Consider the following 21,385-nt stretch of genomic DNA (forward strand, 5'->3'; position numbering starts at 1 on the left):
AGGTCAGCGGGTGACCTTGCCCGCCTTGATGCAGGAGGTGCACACGTTGAGCCGCTTCGGCGTGTTGCCCACCATCGCGCGCACACGCTGGATGTTGGGGTTCCAGCGACGGCGGGTGCGGACGTGCGAGTGCGAGATGTTGTTGCCGAAGGTCGGCCCCTTGCCGCAAACGTCGCAGACGGAAGCCACGGTCATCGCTCCTTAGGTCAGTCAATAGGCCCGAAACCGAGGTAGAAGCGGTGGTCGGGCATGCCGGGACAACCGGCTGGCCACACGAGGGTATCCGATGTCGCCCGGTGCACGCCAAACCGGGAACCGGCGAACGGGGATAATCTCGTAGCACCAACCGTAGCGCATCCGGGGAGATCGCGCGGTCGTGCCCGTGGGAACACCACCAGTCAGGAGCACCTTCGTCCCCGCGCTTGGGAGGATCTCGATGAGTTCGGAGCCCGCCGAGGCAGGTGAGGGGGTGCACCCGCCGCTCCAGGTCCTCGACCCGAACGCCGTGCGCCGCTGGTCACGGCTCTGCGCCGACGCGCTCGGGCGGGCGCGCGCGGACATCGACGCGCTGAACGTCTTCCCCGTCCCCGACGGCGACACCGGCACCAACCTCCACCTGACGATGCTCTCGGCGGCCGAGGCGCTCGACGGCCTGCCGCCCGCGGCCGACCCGGAGACCACGTGGCGCGCCCTCGCCGACGGGGCGCTGGTCGGCGCCAGGGGCAACTCGGGAGTCATCGTGAGCCAGGCCCTGCGGGGCATGGCCGAGGTGTTCAAGCAGGGCAAGGGCGACGGCCGCGACCTGCGCGACGGGCTCGTGCGCGCCGCCGAGCTGGCGAGGAACGCCGTGGCGAGACCCGTCGAGGGCACCGTCCTGACCGTGCTCGGCGCGGTCGCCGACGCCGTCGCCGAGCAGCCGTCCCAGAGCCCGCCGGCGGGTGAGCTGGCCGAGGTGGCGGGAAGGGCCGCCGTGGCGGCGCGTACGGCGCTCGGCCGTACGACCGGGCAGCTGGAGGTCCTGGCCCGCAACGGCGTCGTGGACGCCGGCGCCGCCGGGCTGACCGTCATCGTGGAGACGCTGGCCTCGGTGATCACCGACTCCTACGTCGACCGCTACCAGGTCCCCGCGCCCACCGCCCGGGTCGAACCGGAGGCGGCCAAGGGCCCGGACGGGTGCGCCGACCCGCCGTGCTACGAGGTGATGTACCTCCTGGACGCCCGCGAGAGCGCCGTGGCCGCGCTGCGCGAGGAGCTCGACCGCCTCGGCGACTCCCTGGTGGTGGTCGGGGGAGAGGGCCTGTGGAACGTCCACGTCCACGTGGACGACGCGGGGGCCGCGATCGAGGCGGGCATGCGTGCCGGACGGCCGTACCGCATCAGGGTCACCTACCTCGACGCGCCCGCCCGCCCCCACCGGGCCGGGCACGGCCGGGGCGTGGTGGCGGTGGCGGCCGGGGACGGCATCGCCCACCTGTTCGAGGACGCCGGAGCCGTGGTGGTACGCCGCGAGCCGGGGACCGTCCCACCGCTGGCCGCCGTGGTGGCGGCGATCAGGCAGGCCGGCACGGAGGTGGTGGTCCTGCCGAACGACAGCGGGACGAACGCCGTGGCCGTGGCCGCCGCCGAGATCGCCCGCGAGGAGGGCGCCGTGGTGAGCGTGCTGCCCACCAAGGCCACCGTGCAGGGCCTGGCCGCGCTGGCCGTGCACGATCCGCTGCGACGCTTCGACGACGACGTCGTCGCGATGACCGGCGCCGCCGGGCACACCCGGCACGGCCACGTGTGGGTGGCCGACCGCGAGGCCATGACCAGCGCGGGCATGTGCCGCCCGGGGGACGTCCTCGGCGTGATCGACGGCGACGTGGCGCTCATCGGCCCGGGGGTGGACGAGACGGCGGTGGAGGTCGCCGTCCGCATGCTGTCGGTGAGCAGCGAACTCGTGACCCTCATCATCGGGGCCGAGGGCGGCGAACGTCCCGCACGGGCCGTCCGTGCCCACCTCGAATCGACACGCCCCGACATCGAGATCGTCACCTACGAAGGCGCCCAGGGCGGCTACCCCCTCCTCATCGGCGTCGAATGACCCTCGAGGTGTTCTTGTCGGTCGTGAGCGGTAGAACTTGGTGACGTGACGCGTTTCGACGAGCCGCTCACGAAGGTGCTTGATCCGAAGACGGCCAAGCCGCTCGAGAGCTCGCTCAACATCACCACGGTCGGCGAGCTGCTGCGCCACTACCCCCGGCGGTACGCCGAGCGGGGCGAGCTCACCGCGCTCGACGCCCTCGAGGTCGACGAGCACGTCACGGTGGTGGGCGAGGTCTCCCGCCTGATGCGCAAACCCATGCGCAACCGCTCGGGCACCTGGCTCGAGGTCGAGGTCGTCGACGGCAGGCGCAACACCATCTACCTGTCGTTCTTCGGCAAGGTCTCCCACATGTCCGAGAGCCGGCTGAAGCCCGGCGCCCGCGCCATGTTCTCCGGCAAGGTCGGGCGGTTCGGCAGGGGCGATCGGGCGAAGTGGCAGCTCAACCATCCCGAGTTCGAGCTGTTCGAGGAGAGCGAGTCGACGGCGGCCGAGTTCGCCGCCGCGCCGGTGCCGATCTACCCCGCGGCGAACGGCATCAGCTCCTGGGTCATCCGCCGCGCCGTGGCCGTCGTCCTCGACACGCTCGGTCCCATCCCCGACCCGCTCCCGGCCGACCTGCGCGCCCGCCACCGCCTGACAGGGCTCGCCGAGGCGCTGGAGGCGGTGCACCGGCCCCGCGACCAGGGCGACATCGCGCGGGCGCGCAGCCGGCTGAAGTTCGACGAGGCGTTCGTGCTGCAGGCCGTGCTGGCCCAGCGGCGCCAGGCCGCCGCCGCGTGGCCCGCCACGCCGCGCCCGCGCCGCGACGACGGGCTGCTCGCCGACTTCGACGGCCGCCTGCCGTTCCAGCTCACCGAGGGCCAGGTGGCCGTCGGCGAGGAGATCGCCGCCGAGCTGGCGAGCGCTCACCCAATGCACCGGCTGCTCCAGGGCGAGGTCGGCGCGGGCAAGACCGTGGTGGCGCTGCGGGCCATGCTCCAGGTCGTCGACGCCGGAGGGCAGGCCGCGCTGCTCGCCCCCACCGAGGTCCTGGCCCAGCAGCACCACCGGTCGATCACCCGCATGCTGGGCGATCTCGGCACGGGCGGCGTCTTCGGCGGCACGACGGTGACCTTGCTCACCGGTTCGATGGGCGCGGCCGCCCGGCGCGCGGCCCTGCTCGACGCCGCCTCCGGCGCGGCCGGCATCGTCGTCGGCACCCATGCCCTGCTCCAGGAGCACGTCCAGTTCGCCGACCTCGGGCTCGTCGTCGTCGACGAGCAGCACCGCTTCGGCGTGGAGCAGCGCGACGCGCTGCGCGAGAAGGCCGGGGACGGCCGTCCCCACGTGCTGGTGATGACGGCCACCCCCATCCCGCGCACGGTGGCGATGACCGTCTTCGGCGACCTCGAGGTCTCCACGTTGAGCCAGTTGCCGTCCGGGCGCGCGCCGATCACCACCCACGTCGTGCCCGCCGCCGAGAAGCCCCACTACCTGGAGCGCACCTGGGAGCGCGTCCGGGAGGAGGTCGGCCTCGGCAGGCAGGCGTACATCGTGTGCCCGCGCATCGGCGATCTGGAGGGCGACGAGGGCGATCTGGGCGAGTCCGGGGCGGAGGCCGGCGACGAGCGGCGGCCGCCGCTGGCGGTGCTGGAGGTCGCGCCCATGCTCGCCGAGGGGCCGCTTGCGGGCCTCCGCGTCCAGGCGCTGCACGGGCGGCTGCCTCCGGAGGAGAAGGACGCCGTGATGCGGGCGTTCAGCAAGGGTGAGATCGACGTCATGGTCGCCACGACGGTCATCGAGGTCGGGGTCGACGTCCCCAACGCCTCGGCGATGGTGATCATGGATGCCGACCGGTTCGGGGTCTCGCAGCTCCACCAGCTGCGCGGCCGGGTGGGCCGGGGCGGCCTGCCGGGCCTGTGCCTGCTCGTCACCGAGTTCCCGGCCGGCACCCCGGCGCGCGGCCGGCTCGACGCGGTGGCCGCCACCCTCGACGGCTTCGAGCTGTCCCGGGTCGACCTCGAGCAGCGGCGCGAGGGCGACGTGCTGGGCGCGGCGCAGTCGGGGCGCAAGTCCTCACTGAGGATGCTGCAGCTCCTCCGCGACGAGGACGTCATCGCGACCGCCCGCGAGGAGGCCGCCACGCTCCTGACCCACGACCCTGAGCTCCAGGGCAATCCGGCCCTCAAGGCGGAGATCGACCGGCTCCTCGGCGACGAACGCGCCGAATACCTCGAGAAGACCTGACCCCCGGCGGCCACCGGCAAGGCCGACGAGCGGGGACGGTGGTCGCCGTCAGAGTGTGGGGCGGTGGTCTCGGGGTGGCGGGGGGCTGTGGGGGGTCTGAGATGTGGAATGACCCAGGGCCCAGCCTTGGGACGGCCTCCCCCCGAATGCCGTCCCCGGCTGGGCCCACCCTCGGGTCAGGTGCCGAGGGCACCGGCGCGCGGAAGGGCTCACGATCACGCCGGTCGGCCTTCCCCTGGGTCACCATGAAGGCCGCAGAACTCATCATGTGCGGTCGGACGCCGGTGGGGAACGACCCTTGCTCTTTCCTCGCCGACACTTGCCGACTCTTGACCCGGCGGCACCGGCACCCGGGCGGCGGCGCGAGAATGGGCGGATGACCCGAGTCATCGCAGGAACGGCCGGTGGAAGGCGGATCGCCGTGCCGCCCGGGCGCGGTACGCGGCCGACCAGCGACCGTGCCAGGGAAGGCTTGTTCTCCACCGTCGGCTCGCTGCTCGGGCCGCTGGACGGCGCCCGCGTGATCGACCTGTACGCGGGGTCGGGGGCGGTGGGCCTGGAGGCGCTGTCCCGGGGCGCCGCGCACGCCCTGCTGGTGGAGTCCGACGCCAAGGCCGTCCGCACGATCAAGGCGAACATCGCCGCGCTCGGCCTGCCCGGGGCCGTGGTCGTCGGCGACAAGGTCGAGCGCGTGGTGGCCGGCGAGTGCGCCGAGCCGTACGACTTCGTGTTCGCCGACCCGCCGTACGCGGTGCGCGACGAGGTGGTCGGCGAGGTCCTGGAGCGTCTGCGCGACAACGGGTGGCTCGCCGCGGACGCCCTGGTCGCGGTGGAGCGCGAATCGCGGGGGAAGGACCTGGTCTGGCCCTCGGGGTTCGAAGAGGAGAGGGTCCGTCGCTATGGCGAAGCGTCTGTTTGGTACGGTCGCGCCGCCGGGAACCAGTGAAACTGGGGGTAAGCCTTGCGTCGTGTCGTCTGCCCGGGGTCCTTCGACCCCGTCACCAACGGTCACCTCGACATCATCGGCCGGACTTCCCGGCTGTACGACGAGGTCGTCGTCGCAGTGCTGATCAACGTCGAGAAGAAGAGCCTCTTCACCGTGGACGAGCGGGTGGAGACGCTTCAGGCCGTGACCAAGGAGTACGGCAACGTCCGGGTCGAGAAGTTCCACGGGCTGCTGGTCGACTTCTGCAAGCAGCAGGGCATCCCGGCGATCGTCAAGGGCCTGCGCGCCGTCAGCGACTTCGACTACGAGCTGCAGATGGCCCAGCTCAACTACCGCATGTCGGGCGTGGAGACGCTGTTCATGTCCACCAACCCCGAGTACTCCTTCCTGTCGTCGAGCAGGTTGAAGGAGATCGCGAGGTACGGTGGTGACGTCTCGGGGCTCGTGCCCGACCTCGTCCGTCAGATGCTGGTCGAGCGGCTGCGCGGCTGAGTCCTGGTATTCTTTCTAATCGGCCTTGTACGACGGCGGTGATTCGCCATGCCTCAAGAGAGCAGGAAGACACTGCATAGCCTCGACCCCCGAGCCCCTTGGGTGATTTCCACCCACGATCTGGGGCGACGACCGGGATCTATGCGTGAGATCGCCCCTGTTCTCCCGGCTCCGGCGAATCTCACTGTCGGCATGATCGGCGTCCCCCAGGACGCCGATATCGAGCTGGACATCCGGCTCGAGGCGGTGATGGAGGGCGTGCTCGTCACGGGCACGGCGCGGGCTCCGCTCAGCGGAGAGTGCTCGCGTTGCCTGGATCCGTTGACCTCGGAGATCGAGGTCGGCTTCCAGGAGCTCTATTTCTACTCGGCGGAAGATGCCGCCGAGGACGACTCACTCCTCGACGGTGAACTCCTCGATCTCGAGCCGACGTTCCGCGACGCGGTGGTGCTCGCACTGCCGCTGAGCCCGGTCTGTGGTGAAGACTGCCCCGGGCTCTGCGTGGAGTGTGGGGTCAAGCTGGCGGAAGCCGGCCCCGACCACCGGCACGACAAGCTCGACGCCCGCTGGGCGGCGTTGCAGGGTCTGAAGCAGGGTCTGGACCAGGGCCCGAAGTCAAAAGAGAACCACAAGGACCAGGAGGGTTGACGTGGCCGTCCCCAAGCGGAAGATGTCGCGGAGCAACACTCGCTCCCGCCGCGCGCAGTGGAAGACCGCCGCGCCCGCGCTCGTGAGCTGTAACCAGTGCCGGTCGCCGAAGCTGCCGCACGTGGCATGCCCGACCTGCGGCACCTACAACCGCCGTCAGGTCATCGAGCCGTCGGCCTGATCACGCCTGCGGTGGCCGGTGAACCGGCCGGATGCCTGGCATCCGGCCGGCACCCGTCCACCGGCAAGGCGTGCGGTGGCGGTTCGCCCGCGGCCGTGGTGGACGCCGGGACTGCCGCAATCTCCCGGCGCCCACCACGTTTTCGGGCTTTTCCCGCGTTCCATCCGCCATCGCGACCAAGGTCGTGACGTGCTACGTGACGGCCGGAGCATTCCCGTCCGAGGAGGAGACGTGGCCGCAGGTGGAAAGCCGGTTGCCGTAGAAATCGCGAGAGACGAGATCGAGCGCGTGCTGGCCGTACGGCTCGACGACGCGCTTCTGGAGCGGGCGCTGACGCACCGCTCCTACGCCTACGAGAACGGTGGCCTGCCCACCAACGAGCGCCTGGAGTTCCTGGGCGACTCGGTGCTGGGCCTGGTGGTCACCGACACCCTGTTCCGCGGCCACCCCGACCTGCCCGAAGGGCAACTGGCCAAGTTGCGGGCCGCGGTGGTCAACATGCGTGCGCTCGCCGATGTCGCGCGCACCCTCGACCTCGGCCGTTTCATGCGGCTCGGGCGCGGCGAGGAGGGCACCGGGGGCCGGGACAAGTCCTCGATCCTGGCCGACACCCTGGAGGCGCTGATCGGCGCCGTCTACGTCGACAAGGGGCTCGACGAGGCCTTCCGCGTCGTCCACCTGCTGTTCGACCCGCTGATCAAGCGCTCGGCCTCGCTGGGCGCCGGGCTCGACTGGAAGACCTCCCTGCAGGAGCTCACCGCGTCCGAGATGCTCGGTGTCCCCGAGTACCACGTCGACGAGAGCGGGCCCGACCACGCCAAGTCGTTCACCGCCGTCGTCAGGGTCGGCGGGCAGGAGTACGGCTCGGGCGCCGGCCGCAGCAAGAAGGAAGCCGAGCAGCAGGCCGCCGAGGCCGCCTGGACGGCGATCCGTGCGCAGAGCGAGGCCCGCCAGAAGGGCGAGGCCCGCGAGAAGCTGGAGAAGGCGACCACCTAGCAGATGCCCGAGCTACCCGAGGTCGAGGTCGTACGGCGGGGTCTGGCCCAGTGGGTGGCCGGGCGCACGATCGCCGAGGCCGAGGTCCTGCATCCCCGCGCGATCCGCAGGCACCTGCCGGGCGCGGCGGAGTTCAGCGGCAGGCTGGCCGGCCGCACGCTGGTGTCGGCGGAGCGCCGGGGCAAGTACCTCTGGCTGCCCCTGGCCGAAGCCGCCGGTGAGCCCTCCGAGGGCGCTTCTCCGGACGTCGTGTCCGACGCGCTCATGGCGCATCTCGGGATGAGCGGGCAGCTCCTGGTCGTCGACCCGGGCTCGCCGGTCGAGAAGCACCTGCGGGTGCGGCTGTCCTTCGACGACGGCGGTCCCGAGCTGCGCTTCGTCGACCAGCGCACTTTCGGGCACCTGCTGGTGGCGCCCCTCGCGGCCCTGGTCCGCCCGGTGCCGGAGCCGATCGTGCACATCGCGCCCGATCCGCTCGAAGAGGCGTTCGACGACGAGTTGTTCGCCCGGCGGCTGGTGGCCAGGCAGACCGAGATCAAGCGGGCGCTGCTCGACCAGTCGCTGATCAGCGGGGTCGGCAACATCTACGCCGACGAGGCGCTGTGGCGGGCCCGGCTGCACGGCGGCACCTCCACCCGCGGCCTGACCAGGGAGAAGATCGGCGAGCTGCTGGTGGCCGTGCGCGAGGTCATGGGCGAGGCGCTCGGCCAGGGCGGCACGTCCTTCGATAGCCTGTATGTCAACGTCAACGGCGAGAGCGGCTACTTCGACAGGTCGCTCAACGTCTACGGCAGGCAGGGCGAGCCGTGCGGCCGCTGTGGCGCCCCCGTCCTGCGGGAGGCGTTCATGAACAGGTCCTCCTACAGTTGCCCTCGATGTCAACCCCGGGTGGGAGCATGACCGAGTCCGAGCGGAACAGCGGTGACGTCCGCCTCAACGCCTGGGTGCGCGGGCACGTCCAAGGGGTGGGTTTCCGCTGGTGGACGCGGGCGCGGGCTCTGGAGCTCGGCCTGGTGGGCTCGGCGTCCAACCTCGCCGACGGCCGGGTCGAGGTCGTGGCCGAGGGGCCGCGTGAAGCCTGTGAGAAGCTTCTCGCCCAGCTCAGGGGTGGTGACACCCCGGGGCGGGTAGATGTGGTGGTGGAGCGCTGGTCTCCGGTTCGTGGTGGTTTTGGTGGATTTGTGGAGCGGTAGCCGCTTCCCTTAAACCCCCTAAATGGGGTATATTTACATGTCGGGAGTGCCCATTGGTGCATTCATGGGGAGCGTTCAACTTGACCGCCTCCATTGCCGGTGCGACTCTTGATAGGAAACACGCGCACCCCTCCCGCGGTAACAAGTGCGCGACCCAGTTTGGTCACTCAGCGTGGAGGACCCTTAACCATGGCGAAGGCTCTACTCGGCCACGTCGGCGGTCTTGACCCTCGAATGGTCTCGGAAATGCGCCGTCTCCAGCAGCGTATCCGCGACCTCGAGGCGGAGCTCACAAGGCTCCAGGCTCAGAACGACGCGCTCGCGGCTCAGTCGCGTGACGAGGCGTTCTCGCTGCAGGATCGCGAGCCGGCCCTCACCTGAGGTTCGGTACGGCAACACACTGTCAGGGACGCCCCGCAAAGGCGTCCCTTGTCAATTTTTCCGCATTTTTCTTTGCGTGGTCATTCCTCCGCCCCGCACCCGAAGCGTCCCCACTCCGGGTGAAGCGCTTTCCCGCCTCCCGTATCGCCGTGACGGCGCACTGAAACGCCCCTGAGCCGGTAGTGTGCCCCGGAAGGGATCGCCGGCAAGGCCGCAGGTGATCTCCGGGCACGATGGGGAGGTCGGCGGCGCGTGTATCTCAAGAACCTCACGCTGCGCGGCTTCAAGTCCTTCGCCTCCGCCACCGCCCTGCGCTTCGAGCCGGGCATCACGGCCGTCGTCGGCCCCAACGGCTCCGGCAAGTCCAACGTCGTCGACGCCCTCGCCTGGGTCATGGGCGAGCACAGCGCCAAGTCGCTGCGCGGCGGCAAGATGGAGGACGTCATCTTCGCCGGCACCTCCTCCCGGCCGCCGCTCGGCCGCGCCGAGGTGACGCTCACGATCGACAACACCGACGGCGCCCTCCCGATCGACTACACCGAGGTCACGATCAGCCGGCTGATGTTCCGGTCGGGCCAGAGCGAGTACGCCATCAACGGCGACACCTGCCGGCTCCTCGACATCCAGGAGCTGCTGTCCGACTCCGGCATCGGCCGCGAGATGCACGTCATCGTGGGGCAGGGCCAGCTCGACACCGTCCTTCACGCCGGTCCTGAGGAGCGCAGGGCGTTCATCGAGGAGGCCGCGGGCGTCCTCAAGCACCGCAAGCGCAAGGAGAAGGCCCTGCGCAAGCTCGACGCGATGCAGGCCAACCTCACCCGCGTGCAGGACCTCGCCAACGAGCTGCGCCGTCAGCTCAAGCCGCTGGGCCGCCAGGCCGAGATCGCCAGGAAGGCGGCGGTGATCCAGGCCGACCTGCGCGACGCCCGCCTGCGCCTGCTCGCCGACGACGTCGTACGGCTGCGCACCCACCTCGAACGCGAGGCCGCCGACGAGGCCGCGGTGGTCGCCAGGCGCGTCCAGGTCGAGGCCGAGCTGCAGCGGTGCCAGGAGCGCGAGGCCGAGCTGGAGGCCGCCGAGAGCGCCGCCCAGCCCCGCCTGGCCGCCGCCCAGGAGACCTACTACCGCCTGGCGGCGCTCAAGGAGCGCCTGACCAGCGTCCAGACCCTCGCCGCCGAGCGGCACCGGCACGCCGTCGAGGCCGCCTCGATCGAACGGCGCGGGCGCGACCCCGAAGACTACGAACGCGAGGCCGCCGAGGTCCGTGAGCGCGAGGAAGCGCTGAAGATCGAGCTGGAGCAGGCCGAGGAGATCCTGGAGCAGGCCGTCTGGCGCCGCACGGAGGCCGAGAGCGCGCTCGCCGACGAGGAACGCCGCCTCGCCGCGGCGGCGAAGGCCGCCGCCGACCGCCGGGAGGCCCTCGCGCGGCTGCGTGGCGAAGTGGGAGCCGTGCGCGGCAGGGCCAGGGCCGCCGAGGAGGAGATCGGCCGGCTCGCCAAGGCCCTCGACGAGGCCCGCCGGCGCAGCGAGCGGGCGCAGGAGGAGCACGACGCCGAGGAGCTCAGCGAGCCGGCGTCCGACCCGGCGCTCGCCGAAGAGCTGGCGATGGCCGAGGAGGGCGTCGCCCAGGCGAAGGCCGCGGTGGAGGAGGCACGGGCCGCCGCCGAGGAGGCCAGGGCCGCCGTCGAAGGGCCGAAGAAGGCCCTGGCCGAGGCGCGGGCGGCGGTGGGCACGGCCCGCGCCGCCGACCAGCAGGCCCAGCGGGCCGTCGCGGCCCTGGAGGCCCGGTGCGAGGCCCTGCGCATGGGCCTGTCCGAAGGGGCCGACGGCGCCGCCACGCTGCTCGCGGCGGGCCTGTCCGGCGTGCTCGGGCCGCTCGCCGCGGTGATGTCCGTCGAGCCGGGGGCCGAGCCGGCGATCGCCGCCGTGCTGGGGGCCGCCGCCGAGGCGGTCGCCGTGGAGTCGTTGTCCACCGCCGTCGACGCCATCGAGCTGCTTCGGGCCGAGAAGGCCGGCAGCGCGGGCCTGGTCATCGCCTCCGACACCGCGGTCCGGCGTCCCGCCGCGGTCGACGGAGCACGGTGGGCGGCCGACCTGGTGACGGTGTCCGGCGAGTTCCGCCCGGCCGTCGAGAGCCTGCTGTCGGGCGTGGTGGTCGCCGACGACGTGTCCGTGGCGCGCAAGCTCGTCGAGGAGCGTCCCGACCTTCGCGCCGTCACCTGGTCGGGTGACCTGGTGGGATCCTTCTACGCCCGGGGCGGCTCCGGGGGCGGCACGTCGGTGCTGCAGATGCGCACCGCGCTCGACCAGGCCGAGGCCGATCTCGAGGAGGCGCGCGCCGGCGCCGAGCGCACGTCCACCGGGCTGGCCGAGGCGACCGAGGCGGAGCGTACGGCCCAGCAGGCCGTCGACGCGGCGCAGGCGGGCTCCGCGCAGGCCCAGACCGGGGTCAACACCGCGCAGGCCGCCGTGAACGCCGCGCAGGGCGTCCTCGACCGCGTGCGCGCCAAGCAGCGGGAGGCCGACCAGCGGGTGGCCGCCGCCGCCAAGCGGCTGGCCCAGCTCGACGCGGCCGCCAAGGCCGCCCGTGACGAGTGCGAGCGGCTGGCGAGGAGCGTCTCCGCCGCCGAGGAGGCCCGCGACCGCGACCTCGCCGGGGTCGTGGAGCTCGAGGAGCGGCTCGCCGAGGCCGAGTACGCCGACGAGCTGGCCGCCGAGCCGACCACCGAGGTGCGCGACGAGCGCGCCGCGGCCCTTTCGGTGACCCGGCAGACCGAGATGGAGGCCCGCCTCGCCGTCCGCACGGCAGAGGAGCGGGTGAAGGGCATCGCGGGCCGCGCCGACCAGCTCATGCGGGCGGCGGCGCGCGAGCGGCAGGAGCGCGCGGGCGCCGCCGCGCTCCGGGAACGCCGCCGGGCGCAGGCCCAGGTGGCCGAGGCCGTCGTCCAGGGCGCCGGGCGGGCCCTCGGGGTGCTGGAGCGGTCGCTGGTGCTGGCCGCCGGCGAACGCGACGAGGCCGAGCGGGCGCGCGGCGAGATCGACGCCGAGCTCAAGATGGTGCGCGTGCGCGTCCGCGAGCTGTCCGGAGAGCTGGACAAGCTGGTCAACCGCGTCCACGGCAACGAGGTCGCCCGCACCGAGCAGCGGCTGCGCCTGGAGCAGATGGAGACGCGGGCCATGGAGGAGTACGGCGTCGAGATGGACGCGCTCATCTCCGAGTACGGCCCCGACCAGCTCGTCCCCCTCGCCGACGGCGACCCCGTGCCGTACGTCCGCGAGGAGCAGGAGAAGCGGGCGCGCACGGCCGAGAAGCAGATGGCGCAGCTCGGCAAGGTCAACCCCTTGGCGCTGGAGGAGTTCGCGGCCCTGGAGGAGCGGCACACCTTCCTCAACTCCCAGCTCGAAGACCTCCGCAAGACCCGGCGCGACCTGCTCACCGTGGTCAAGGAGGTCGACGAGCGGGTGGAGCAGGTCTTCGCGGCCGCCTACGAGGACGTCGCCCGCGAGTTCGAGGCGATCTTCTCGCGGGTCTTCCCCGGCGGCGACGGGCGCCTGCTGCTCACCGACCCCACCGACATGCTGACCACGGGCGTCGAGGTCGAGGCCAGGCCGCCGGGCAAGAAGGTCAAGCGGCTCTCCCTGCTGTCGGGCGGCGAGCGGTCCCTGACCGCCGTGGCGTTCCTCATCTCGATCTTCAAGGCCCGCCCGTCGCCGTTCTACGTGATGGACGAGGTCGAGGCCGCCCTCGACGACACCAACACCCAGCGCCTGCTCACCCTCTTCGAGGAGCTGCGGCAGAGCTCCCAGCTGATCGTCATCACCCACCAGAAGCGCACCATGGAGATCGCCGACGCCCTGTACGGCGTCAGCATGCGCGGCGACGGCGTCAGCCACGTGGTCAGCCAACGCCTCCGCGAACGCGAATCCGCCTGAGTCCTCACCTGTCCGCCCGTACGACGGAAATATCCGGACTCTTAGCGCGTCGTGGGCGAGCCCGGGCGTGAGCACAGTGCCTCGTCTGGAAAACTGACATCTTGTGGATGGGTACATCGGCATCATCGTGATCGTCGTCCTCGTCGCGTTGCTCGCGGTGGGCGGCATGTTCTTGCTGTTCAGGCCCAGGGAGAAGCACCTGCCGCCGCCCTCGCCGCCGCAGGCGCCGACGCTCCCCGAGCAGAAGCAGGCCCCCGCCACCGGTGTGGTCGAAGACGACACCATCACCACCACCGTCCCCCCGCCCGCCAGGCCGGTGGAGCCCGTGGCCCCGGTGGCGCCCGAGATCGAGATCCCGCCGCCGTCGGCCGGCCGCATGGTGCGGCTGCGCGCCCGCCTCGCCCGTTCGCAGAGCACCCTCGGCAAGGGGCTGCTCGAGCTCCTGTCCCGTGACCGCCTCGACGACGACGTCTGGGAGGAGATCGAGGACACTCTGATCACCGCCGACGTGGGCGTCGCGCCCACGCAGGCGATGGTCGAGGAGCTCCGCACCCGGGTCAAGGTGCTCGGTTCGCGCAACCCCGAGGAGGTGCGCGGGCTGCTGCGCGAGCAGCTGCTCATTCAGATCGGCGCGGACATGGACCGCACCCTGCACACCGCTCCGCACGGCGAGCGTCCGGCCGTCCTGATGATCGTCGGCGTGAACGGCACCGGCAAGACCACGACCACCGGCAAGCTGGCGCGCGTGCTCATCGGCGACGGCCGCAAGGTCGTCCTCGGCGCGGCCGACACCTTCCGCGCCGCCGCCGCCGACCAGCTGCAGACCTGGGGTGAGCGCGTCGGAGCCGAGGTCGTGCGCAAGGACGAAGGCGCCGACCCCGCCTCGGTGGCGTTCGACGCGGTGAGCAAGGGCATCGACGACAAGGTCGACACGGTCATCGTGGACACCGCCGGCCGTCTCCACACCAAGACGGGCCTGATGGACGAGCTCGGCAAGGTCAAGCGCGTCATCGAGAAGAAGGCCACGGTCGACGAGGTGCTGCTCGTGCTCGACGCGACCACCGGGCAGAACGGCATGCGCCAGGCGCAGGTGTTCGCCGAGGTGGTGAACGTCACCGGTATCGTGCTGACCAAGCTCGACGGCACGGCCAAGGGGGGCATCGTGATCTCCGTCCAGCGCGAGCTGGGCGTGCCGGTCAAGCTCGTCGGCCTCGGTGAGGGCCCCGACGACCTCGCCCCCTTCGACCCGGAGGTCTTCGTCGACGCCATCCTCGGCAACGACGAGGGCTGAGACGTCACCGCCCGCCCGCGACCGCGACATCGGTCATCTTGATCTCCCCTGATCGGTGGGCACGGCTCCCGCGCCCCGCGAGCACAGGGTGTCGAGGTATCGCTCGACGATCTCGCGGTCGCGGGCCGGGCATCGCACGGCGAGGTAGCCGTCCGGGCGGACGAGCACCAGTTCGCCGCTGCCGACGGCGTACGCGCGGTGGGCGTGCCGTTCGCCGTCGAGGACCACGTGGGGGCCGGTCGTGGTGCGGGAGGTGGTGATCGTGTACGCGCCAAGCGGGACGCTCCGGTCACCACTGGTAAGCCGGCCGAGGTCGCCGTGGTCGTCGCCGAAGGCGAGCAGGGTCCAGTGGGGGCCGCGGAAGAGGTCGAACAGCCGGATCCTCTCACCGGTGGAGGTGTCGAGGCATGGCGCGTCGGGCGCGCGGTCACCGGCCTGGGGACCGGCCGAGGGCGCCGGTGCCGGCCAGGAGAGGCGGCTGCCGCGGTAGGTGATGGTGAGCCCGGTGGTGAAGTCGTCGGTGAGGTTGCGTTGCGCGTACGCGCCGTCGCCGTCCTCGGCGGCGCGCATCACCATGTGCAGGCGTGCTGTGCTGTCCTGCAGGACCGCGCGGGCGACCGGGAGCCGTTCCTGTTCGTAGGTGTCGAGAAGCGCGGGATCGGCGCCGTCCAGGACGGCCGCGAGCTTCCAGCCCAGGTTGTAGGCGTCCTGGATCCCGGTGTTCATCCCCTGGCCCCCGCCGGGTGAGTGGATGTGGGCCGCGTCGCCGGCGAGGAAGACCCGGCCGGCGCGGTACCGGCCGACCATGCAGACGTTGATGCGGTACAGCGACAGCCAGCCGGGACTGTGGATGCGGACTCCGGGAAGGTCCGCCCGCTCGGTGAAGATCTGCCGGTACAGCTCCAGCGACGGCTCCGCGGGCGACTGCTCGTCGGCGGGGATGGACGCCTGGAACTGCCACAGGTCGGTGCCCGGCAGCGGGAACAGCGACAGGACGCCGTGTTCCGGCGTCATCCAGATGTGCTGGCAGTGCCGGTCGAGGCCGTCGATGTGGACATCCCCCAGGTACCAGCGGTGCCGCTCGTACGTGGTGCCTTCCAACGTGATCCCGCTCTGCCGCCGTACGATGCTGTGGCCGCCGTCGCAGCCGATGACGTACCGTGCGCGTACCAGGCGGGGCCCCTCGGAGGTCCGCAGCGTGACGGTCACCTCGTCATCGTCCTGGGCCAGTTCCGTGACCTCGGCGGCCATCTCGACGTGAGCCCCGAGTTCGGCCAACCGGTCGCGGAGCACCGCTTCGATGCGCGGCTGTGAGATCCAGACCGGGGCGGGGTGGGGCACCTCGGGTGAGGGGGCCACGCCCACCGCCGCTTCGACGGCTTCGGAGACCACCCGGTCACGGTCGTAGTGCCGGGACGGGACGTGGACGGCGCCGAGTTCCAGGATGCGGTCGACGACGCCGAGGTCGTCGGCGACTTCGAGGGCGCGCGGCTGGATCGTCTTGGCCCTGGAGGCGGTGCTGTGCCGCTCGGCCCTGTCGACGATGCGATGGGGGACGCTGCGACGTGCCAGTTCGCACGCCAGTGTCAATCCTGTGGGGCCGGCGCCGACGATGAGCACGCCGGTGGTGGTGGTCGGGTCGGGCATGATCACACCTCCATACTTACGCTGTATGCTTACGGCGTAAGTACTATACATACGCCGTAAGCTTGTCAATGGCACAGAGAGAGGCGGGGCGGAAGATGAGACGGCGTGAGCCTCTGAACAGGGAGAAGGTTCTCGACGCGGCGCTCGCCCTCGCCGGTGAGCACGGCCTCGAAGGGCTGTCCATGCGGCGGCTGGCGAAGTCCCTCGGCGTCGAGGCGATGTCGCTCTACAACCACGTCTCGAACAAGGCCGACATTCTCGACGGGCTCGCCGAACGGGTGTTCGCCCAGGTCGAGCCCGCCGACCCCGCGCTGCCTTGGCCCGAGCGGGTCCGAGGCGTGGCGTCGCGGATGTACCGGGTGATGAGCCGTTATCCGGTCGTGGTGCGGGCGCTGGTCACCGACCAGGCCAACCCGACGTCCGTCACGGCGCTCCAGGCCTTCGACGGGCTGGTCGGCGCCCTGTACGCGGCCGGCTTCCCCGACGACGACGCCCGGCGCGCGCTCGGCGCGGTGAACAGCCTCGTCTTCGGTTCACTGCTGCTGTCCACAAGCGGCTTCACCGGCGACTCGCACTCCGAGGGCGGCCATCAGGACGCGGAGCGGTATCTCCGTCGGGTCGATCCGGAACGGCTTCCGCACTTCAGCCGCCTCCTGCCGGTCATGCCGCAGGCCGACCCCGAAGAGGACTTCGAGCGGGCCCTCGACATGTTGATCGCAGGTCTCGTCGCCACCGCCCGGGCGCTGCCCGAGGGCTCCGGCTGACAGCGCCGGTAAGAACCGGAATTCCTAGGACAAGCCAGAAGATTGCTGCTTAAGTACAAGATCTAGGAGTATGCCCGGTCAGTGGCGCGGAGCGCAGGTCGGGAACGCTGTGATTCCGTTAGTCGATGGGGGCGTGCGATGACGGTGTCCCATGTCCAGCTACCCGGTGATCCCCAGCAGATCGGCCCCTACCGGCTGATACGCCGGCTGGGTGCCGGCGGTCAGGGCGTCGTCCATCTCGGACGGGACGAGGCGGGCACCCTCGTGGCGGTGAAGGTCCTGCGGGAGGACATCGCCGCCGACCCCGACACACGTGCCCGCTTCGCACGCGAGGTCGCCATGGCGCAGCGGGTGGCGTCGTTCTGCACGGCACAGTTCCTCGGGGCGGACCTCTGGGCCAACCCTCCGTACATCGTCACCGAGTACGTCGAGGGCCCGTCCCTGCAGGAGGACGTGAGCAGGAACGGCCCCCGGAACGGTCCGAGCCTGCACCGGCTGGCCGTCGGGACCGCGACCGCGCTGACCGCGATCCACGAGGCCGGGCTGGTCCACCGCGACTTCAAGCCGGGCAACGTGCTGCTCGGGCCCGACGGCCCGCAGGTGATCGACTTCGGCATCGCCCGGGCGCTGGACGGCACCTCCACCACCAGCAGCCAGGTGATCGGCACGCCGGCCTACATGGCCCCGGAGCAGATCAAGGGCGAGCCGATCGGGGCGTCCGCCGACGTCTTCGCGTGGGGCGCGGTCATCACCTACGCCGCCATCGGCCGTTCCCCGTTCGCCGCCCAGACCACGCACGCCGTGCTCTACCGGGTGATCGACGGCGCGCCGGACGTCGACGGCGTGCCCGAGCCCCTGCGGTCGCTGGTCGTCCAGTGCCTGGCCAAAGACCCCGCCGAGCGGCCGGCGATGCAGGACGTGCTGCTCCGGCTCCTGGGTTCGCGGAGCACGCCCGAGCACAGCGGCCCGGTCACGCCGCCCCCGCCCGTACGGGAGGCGCGGCCCCAGGAAGAGCCGGCCGCACCGGGGGCCACCCCCGACGTCGTTCGTGAGCAGGACGAGGACACCTCCGCCCCCGCCGTCACGGAAGAGCCCACCCGGACCACCTCCTCGCCGGAAAAGCGGGCGCGCCGCGTACGGCTCCGGCCGGTGGCGATCGCCGTGGCCGGCGTCCTGCTGGCCTGCGGCCTGGCCACGGGCGCCTTCCTCTACTGGAAGGCGTCTCACAGGCAGACGGTGGCCGTCGAGCTGGTCCAGCTCGACGGCGCCTGGAAGGGCGCGTTGCTCCGCAAAGAGGCAGGCACGTTGCCGGTGACGATGCGCTTTCAGGCCGGGGGGAAGATGAGCGTGGAGTACCCGCGCCTCGGCTGCAAGGGTGATCTGAAGCTCACCTCGCGCTCGGGAAGCATCTACCGGTTGCACGAGGTCACCGACGACTGTGGCTCGGGCGACTTCAAGGTCAGGATCCGCGGAGACAACCTGGAGGTCTCCTACATCTCCGCGGCGGGTGACCGCGCGGCGCGGGGAACCCTCCGTCCCGTGAACGGGTGACAGCCGTGCCTCCGACGGGCGCTACCGTGAGGAGGCGTTCCCCCGCACGCCGATCGGCACGACCATGGGCGTGCCGGCCACCGGGTCCGGGATGACCTTGGCGGCCAGGTCGAAGACCTCGTCGAGGACGGCCTCAGTGATCACCTCGTGCGGCGTGCCCGCCGCGACCACCTTGCCGGCGCGCATGGCCACGAGACGGTCGGCGTAACGGGCCGCGAGGTTCAGGTCGTGCAGCACCATCACGACCGTACGGCCCGCCTCGTCCCGCAGGCGGGTGACCAGCTCCAGCACGTCGATCTGGTGGGCCAGGTCGAGGAAGGTCGTGGGCTCGTCCAGCAGGAGCAGGTCGGTGCCCTGGGCGAGGGCCATCGAGATCCACGCGCGCTGCCGCTGGCCGCCCGACAGCTCGTCCAGCGGCCGCTCGGCGAGGTCGAGCAGCCCGGTCATCCGCAGCGCCTCCTCGACCGCCGACTCGTCGCCGGCCGACCACTGGCGGTACCACGCCTGGTGCGGGTGGCGGCCCCGGGCGACGAGGTCGGCCACGGTGAGTCCCTCGGGCGCCGCCGGGGCCTGCGGCAGGACCCCGAGGATCCTCGCCACCTCCCGGCTCGGCATCCGGTCGATGCGCTTGCCGTCCAGCAGCACCTGCCCGGACGCGGGTTTCAGCAGCCGGCCGAGCGCGCGCAGCAAGGTCGACTTGCCGCAGCCGTTCGGTCCGATGATCGTGGTGACCGTCCCGGTCTCGACGCCGAGGTCGAGCCCGTCGACGATCAGCCGATCGCCGTACCCGAGCCTCACGTCGACCGCCTGGAGCCTCATATCCCACCCTTGGTGCGCCGGACGCGGACGAGAAGGTAGATCAGGTACGGGGCGCCGAGCACCGCCGTGACCACCCCGACGGGCAACTCGACCGGGGTGAGGGTCCGCGCGATCAGGTCGGCCCCGGTGACGAGCACCGCGCCGGTGACGGCCGAGACGACCAGCGGCGGCTGGGCGACGCCCGCGAGCCTCAGCGCGATCTGCGGGGACGCCAGGGCGACGAACGCGATCGGTCCCGCCGCGGCGGTCGCGACGGAGGCGAGCAGCACGGCGGCCAGCAGCAGCGCCGCACGGGCGAGGTCGACGCGTACTCCCAGCCCCTTGACCGTGTCGTCGGTCAGGCGCAGCGCGCCGAGCACCCGCGTGCCGGTGAGCGTGACCGGGACGATCAGGGCGAGGGCGACGGCGACCGGCACCACGTGCTCGTACCCGCGGCCGTTCAGCGAGCCGCTGATCCACACCATGGCCCGGGTGGCGTCGTTGACGTCGCCCACGGTCAGCAGCCAGTACTTCAGGTTGGTGAACACCGCGACGACGCCCACGCCGACCAGCACGAGCCGGTAGCCGTCCAGCCCGCGGCGCCAGGCCAGCCCGTACACCAGCAGCGCCCCGGCGAGCCCGCCCGCCAGGGCCGCCAACGGCAGCCCGATCGACGCCAGGGCGCCGCTCGCGCCGCCGTACGCCGCGCCGCCCGCCACGGTGAGCCCGACCACGGTGACGCTCGCCCCGGAGGTCACGCCCAGGATGTCCGGGCCGGCCAGCGGGTTGCGGGCGATGGCCTGGGTGATGGCGCCGGACAGGCCGAGCGCGGCGCCGACCAGCGCTCCGGTGAGCGCGCGGGGCATGCGCAGCTCCATGATCACCATGCGGGTGCCGCCGGTGCCGTCCGCGCCGAGCACCGCCCGCACGACGTCGGCCAGGTCCATGGGGATGTCGCCCAGCCGCAGGTTCAGGGCGAGCAGCAGGAGCAGCGCCGCCAGTCCGGTCAGGGTGACGGCGACGCCGCGCGGACGTACGAGCCAGGAGACGCCGCCGAGACGGAGTGGCCGCTGCCCGGCGAGCCGTACGGCGCGGGTGGCGGGTTCGGCGTGGTGCGGGGCGGTCACAGGCGGACCGATCGTCCGCGTCGGATCAGGGCGACGAAGAACGGGGCGCCGAGCAGGGCCAGCACGACGCCGACCTCCAGCTCGCCGGGCCGGGCGACGACGCGGCCGATGACGTCGGCGAGCAGGAGCAGCGCCGCGCCCGCGAGTCCGGAGTACGGCAGCAGCCAGCGGTGGTCGGGGCCGGCGAGGAAGCGGGCCAGGTGCGGCACGATGAGGCCGACGAAGGCGAGCGCGCCACAGGCGGCGACGGCGGCCCCGGTGAGCATCGTGATCGCGGCGATCCCGACCGCGCGGGTGAGCGCGACGTTCTGGCCGAGCGAGCGGGCGACGTCCTCGCCGAGCGCGAGAGCGTTCAGGCCGGGCCCGTTGGCGAGCGCGAGGGCGAGGCCCGCGGCGACGAACGGCAGGACCTGCCCCGCGACCCCGGCGTCCCGCCCGGCGATCGACCCGAGCTGCCAGAACCGGAACATGTCCATCGCCTGCTGGTCGAGCAGCACGATCGTGGAGGTGAGCGCGTACAGCAGGGCGCTGACGGCGGTGCCCGCCAGGGCGAGCGTCACCGGGGTGGGGCCGCCGCGCCCGCCCGCGAGGCCGAGGGCGAAGACCGCCGCGCTGGCGACCAGGGCGCCCGCCAGGCCGAACCAGACGTAGGACGAGACGCCGTCGAGCCGGAACAGCACGATGCCGAGGACGACGGCGAACGCCGCGCCCTGCGTCACGCCGAGCAGGCCGGGGTCGGCCAGCGGGTTGCGGGTGTGGCCCTGCATGAGCGCTCCGGCGACGCCGAGGGCGAGCCCGGCGAGCAGGCCGAGCGCGGTGCGCGGCACGCGCAGGTTCCGGACGATGACGTCGCTCTCGCCGCCCCCCGGACTCCAGAGGGCCTGCCAGACGCCGGCGGGGGAGACGGCCTTGGCTCCGATCATGACGCTGAGGGCCGCCGCCACCAGGACGGCCAGCGCGAGGCCGGTGAGGACGGTGAGCCGCCGGGCGCGCAGGCCGCGGGCGGACGGGCGGTCCACGGCTGCCGTCGCGGCCATGACCACCCCTTCACGTCTCTTCGCCGCCGGCCCACCCGGCCGGCTTTGCCTGATCCGTCCCGAGTATGTCAGATTAGGCACGCCTTAC

General features: G+C 72.1%; 19 protein-coding genes. 14 read left to right on the forward strand and 5 right to left on the reverse strand.

All coding sequences use genetic code 11. The features are described from left to right. Positions 1–3: 3 nt before the first annotated feature. Positions 4–189, reverse strand: coding sequence for a 50S ribosomal protein L28 (gene rpmB, locus KIK05_RS06415; protein ID WP_214409801.1), 186 nt, complete (start codon positions 187–189; stop codon positions 4–6). Positions 190–436: 247 nt separating this feature from the next. Between rpmB and KIK05_RS06420 the strand changes: the two genes are divergently transcribed. From KIK05_RS06420 to ftsY, 12 genes are all read left to right on the forward strand, one after another. Continuing rightward, the gene (locus KIK05_RS06420; protein ID WP_214409615.1) at positions 437–2,083 is read left to right on the forward strand and encodes a DAK2 domain-containing protein; all 1,647 of its coding nucleotides are present in this window, start codon (positions 437–439) and stop codon (positions 2,081–2,083) included. A 45-nt stretch (positions 2,084–2,128) separates the two neighbouring features. After that, positions 2,129–4,312 (forward strand): ATP-dependent DNA helicase RecG, encoded by a 2,184-nt coding sequence (gene recG / locus KIK05_RS06425; RefSeq protein WP_214409616.1) that lies wholly within the window; start codon positions 2,129–2,131, stop codon positions 4,310–4,312. Positions 4,313–4,688: 376 nt separating this feature from the next. Continuing rightward, entirely contained in the window at positions 4,689–5,258 is a 570-nt protein-coding gene (gene rsmD, locus KIK05_RS06430) for a 16S rRNA (guanine(966)-N(2))-methyltransferase RsmD (RefSeq protein WP_214409617.1), read from the forward strand. Positions 5,259–5,273: 15 nt separating this feature from the next. Beyond that, a complete protein-coding gene (gene coaD, locus KIK05_RS06435) occupies positions 5,274–5,750 on the forward strand; it encodes a pantetheine-phosphate adenylyltransferase (protein ID WP_214409618.1) in 477 nt (158 codons plus the stop codon). 48 nt (positions 5,751–5,798) lie between these two features. Next, complete coding sequence (locus KIK05_RS06440; protein ID WP_214409619.1) at positions 5,799–6,398, forward strand: YceD family protein; 600 nt, start codon at positions 5,799–5,801, stop codon at positions 6,396–6,398. Position 6,399: 1 nt separating this feature from the next. Continuing rightward, positions 6,400–6,579 (forward strand): 50S ribosomal protein L32, encoded by a 180-nt coding sequence (rpmF, locus tag KIK05_RS06445; protein ID WP_189161846.1) that lies wholly within the window; start codon positions 6,400–6,402, stop codon positions 6,577–6,579. A 264-nt stretch (positions 6,580–6,843) separates the two neighbouring features. After that, complete coding sequence (gene rnc / locus KIK05_RS06450; RefSeq protein WP_308249794.1) at positions 6,844–7,575, forward strand: ribonuclease III; 732 nt, start codon at positions 6,844–6,846, stop codon at positions 7,573–7,575. Between the two features lie 3 nt (positions 7,576–7,578). After that, positions 7,579–8,475 carry a bifunctional DNA-formamidopyrimidine glycosylase/DNA-(apurinic or apyrimidinic site) lyase gene (gene mutM / locus KIK05_RS06455; protein ID WP_214409621.1) on the forward strand — a complete coding sequence of 299 codons (897 nt, stop codon included), beginning with the start codon at positions 7,579–7,581 and terminating at the stop codon, positions 8,473–8,475. Next, complete coding sequence (locus KIK05_RS06460; RefSeq protein ID WP_214409622.1) at positions 8,472–8,768, forward strand: acylphosphatase; 297 nt, start codon at positions 8,472–8,474, stop codon at positions 8,766–8,768. The genes mutM and KIK05_RS06460 overlap by 4 nt, the downstream gene beginning before the upstream one ends. A gap of 189 nt (positions 8,769–8,957) precedes the next feature. After that, positions 8,958–9,149 carry a hypothetical protein gene (locus tag KIK05_RS06465; protein ID WP_214409623.1) on the forward strand — a complete coding sequence of 64 codons (192 nt, stop codon included), beginning with the start codon at positions 8,958–8,960 and terminating at the stop codon, positions 9,147–9,149. Between the two features lie 252 nt (positions 9,150–9,401). Next, positions 9,402–13,082, forward strand: coding sequence for a chromosome segregation protein SMC (gene smc / locus KIK05_RS06470; RefSeq protein WP_214409624.1), 3,681 nt, complete (start codon positions 9,402–9,404; stop codon positions 13,080–13,082). A 103-nt stretch (positions 13,083–13,185) separates the two neighbouring features. After that, the gene (ftsY, locus tag KIK05_RS06475; protein ID WP_214409625.1) at positions 13,186–14,373 is read left to right on the forward strand and encodes a signal recognition particle-docking protein FtsY; all 1,188 of its coding nucleotides are present in this window, start codon (positions 13,186–13,188) and stop codon (positions 14,371–14,373) included. Positions 14,374–14,406: 33 nt separating this feature from the next. Here the strand turns inward: ftsY and KIK05_RS06480 are convergent, their stop codons facing one another. Next, the gene (locus KIK05_RS06480; RefSeq protein ID WP_214409626.1) at positions 14,407–16,020 is read right to left on the reverse strand and encodes an FAD-dependent monooxygenase; all 1,614 of its coding nucleotides are present in this window, start codon (positions 16,018–16,020) and stop codon (positions 14,407–14,409) included. 95 nt (positions 16,021–16,115) lie between these two features. Here KIK05_RS06480 and KIK05_RS06485 point away from each other — a divergent pair, with 95 nt between their 5' ends. Beyond that, positions 16,116–16,784: a TetR/AcrR family transcriptional regulator C-terminal domain-containing protein gene (locus tag KIK05_RS06485; RefSeq protein WP_214409627.1), complete on the forward strand. Its 669-nt coding sequence runs from the start codon at positions 16,116–16,118 to the stop codon at positions 16,782–16,784. A gap of 138 nt (positions 16,785–16,922) precedes the next feature. Beyond that, positions 16,923–18,335 (forward strand): serine/threonine-protein kinase, encoded by a 1,413-nt coding sequence (locus KIK05_RS06490; protein WP_214409628.1) that lies wholly within the window; start codon positions 16,923–16,925, stop codon positions 18,333–18,335. 21 nt (positions 18,336–18,356) lie between these two features. Here the strand turns inward: KIK05_RS06490 and KIK05_RS06495 are convergent, their stop codons facing one another. Genes KIK05_RS06495 through KIK05_RS06505 form a run of 3 tightly spaced genes read right to left on the reverse strand, consistent with a single transcriptional unit; the run spans position 18,357 to position 21,297 of the window. Then, positions 18,357–19,154, reverse strand: a complete 798-nt coding sequence (locus tag KIK05_RS06495) for an ABC transporter ATP-binding protein (RefSeq protein WP_214409629.1) — start codon at positions 19,152–19,154, stop codon at positions 18,357–18,359. Further along, complete coding sequence (locus KIK05_RS06500; protein ID WP_214409630.1) at positions 19,151–20,260, reverse strand: FecCD family ABC transporter permease; 1,110 nt, start codon at positions 20,258–20,260, stop codon at positions 19,151–19,153. The genes KIK05_RS06495 and KIK05_RS06500 overlap by 4 nt, the downstream gene beginning before the upstream one ends. Continuing rightward, positions 20,257–21,297, reverse strand: a complete 1,041-nt coding sequence (locus KIK05_RS06505; protein WP_214409631.1) for a FecCD family ABC transporter permease — start codon at positions 21,295–21,297, stop codon at positions 20,257–20,259. Before KIK05_RS06505 ends, KIK05_RS06500 begins: the two co-directional genes overlap by 4 nt. Between the last annotated feature and the right edge of the window lie 88 nt (positions 21,298–21,385).

The organism is Sphaerisporangium fuscum, from assembly GCF_018531465.1.
In the GTDB taxonomy this organism is placed as follows: Bacteria; Actinomycetota; Actinomycetes; order Streptosporangiales; family Streptosporangiaceae; genus Sphaerisporangium; species Sphaerisporangium fuscum.

Coding starts and splice junctions, on each gene's coding strand:
- KIK05_RS06420 (WP_214409615.1), top strand. CDS start 437: ATGAGTTCGGAGCCCGCCGAGGCAGGTGAGGGGGTGCACCCGCCGCTC.
- rsmD (WP_214409617.1), top strand. CDS start 4,689: ATGACCCGAGTCATCGCAGGAACGGCCGGTGGAAGGCGGATCGCCGTG.
- KIK05_RS06440 (WP_214409619.1), top strand. CDS start 5,799: ATGCCTCAAGAGAGCAGGAAGACACTGCATAGCCTCGACCCCCGAGCC.
- mutM (WP_214409621.1), top strand. CDS start 7,579: ATGCCCGAGCTACCCGAGGTCGAGGTCGTACGGCGGGGTCTGGCCCAG.
- KIK05_RS06460 (WP_214409622.1), top strand. CDS start 8,472: ATGACCGAGTCCGAGCGGAACAGCGGTGACGTCCGCCTCAACGCCTGG.
- KIK05_RS06465 (WP_214409623.1), top strand. CDS start 8,958: ATGGCGAAGGCTCTACTCGGCCACGTCGGCGGTCTTGACCCTCGAATG.
- KIK05_RS06480 (WP_214409626.1), bottom strand. CDS start 16,020: ATGCCCGACCCGACCACCACCACCGGCGTGCTCATCGTCGGCGCCGGC.
- KIK05_RS06485 (WP_214409627.1), top strand. CDS start 16,116: ATGAGACGGCGTGAGCCTCTGAACAGGGAGAAGGTTCTCGACGCGGCG.
- KIK05_RS06490 (WP_214409628.1), top strand. CDS start 16,923: ATGACGGTGTCCCATGTCCAGCTACCCGGTGATCCCCAGCAGATCGGC.
- KIK05_RS06495 (WP_214409629.1), bottom strand. CDS start 19,154: ATGAGGCTCCAGGCGGTCGACGTGAGGCTCGGGTACGGCGATCGGCTG.
- KIK05_RS06505 (WP_214409631.1), bottom strand. CDS start 21,297: ATGGCCGCGACGGCAGCCGTGGACCGCCCGTCCGCCCGCGGCCTGCGC.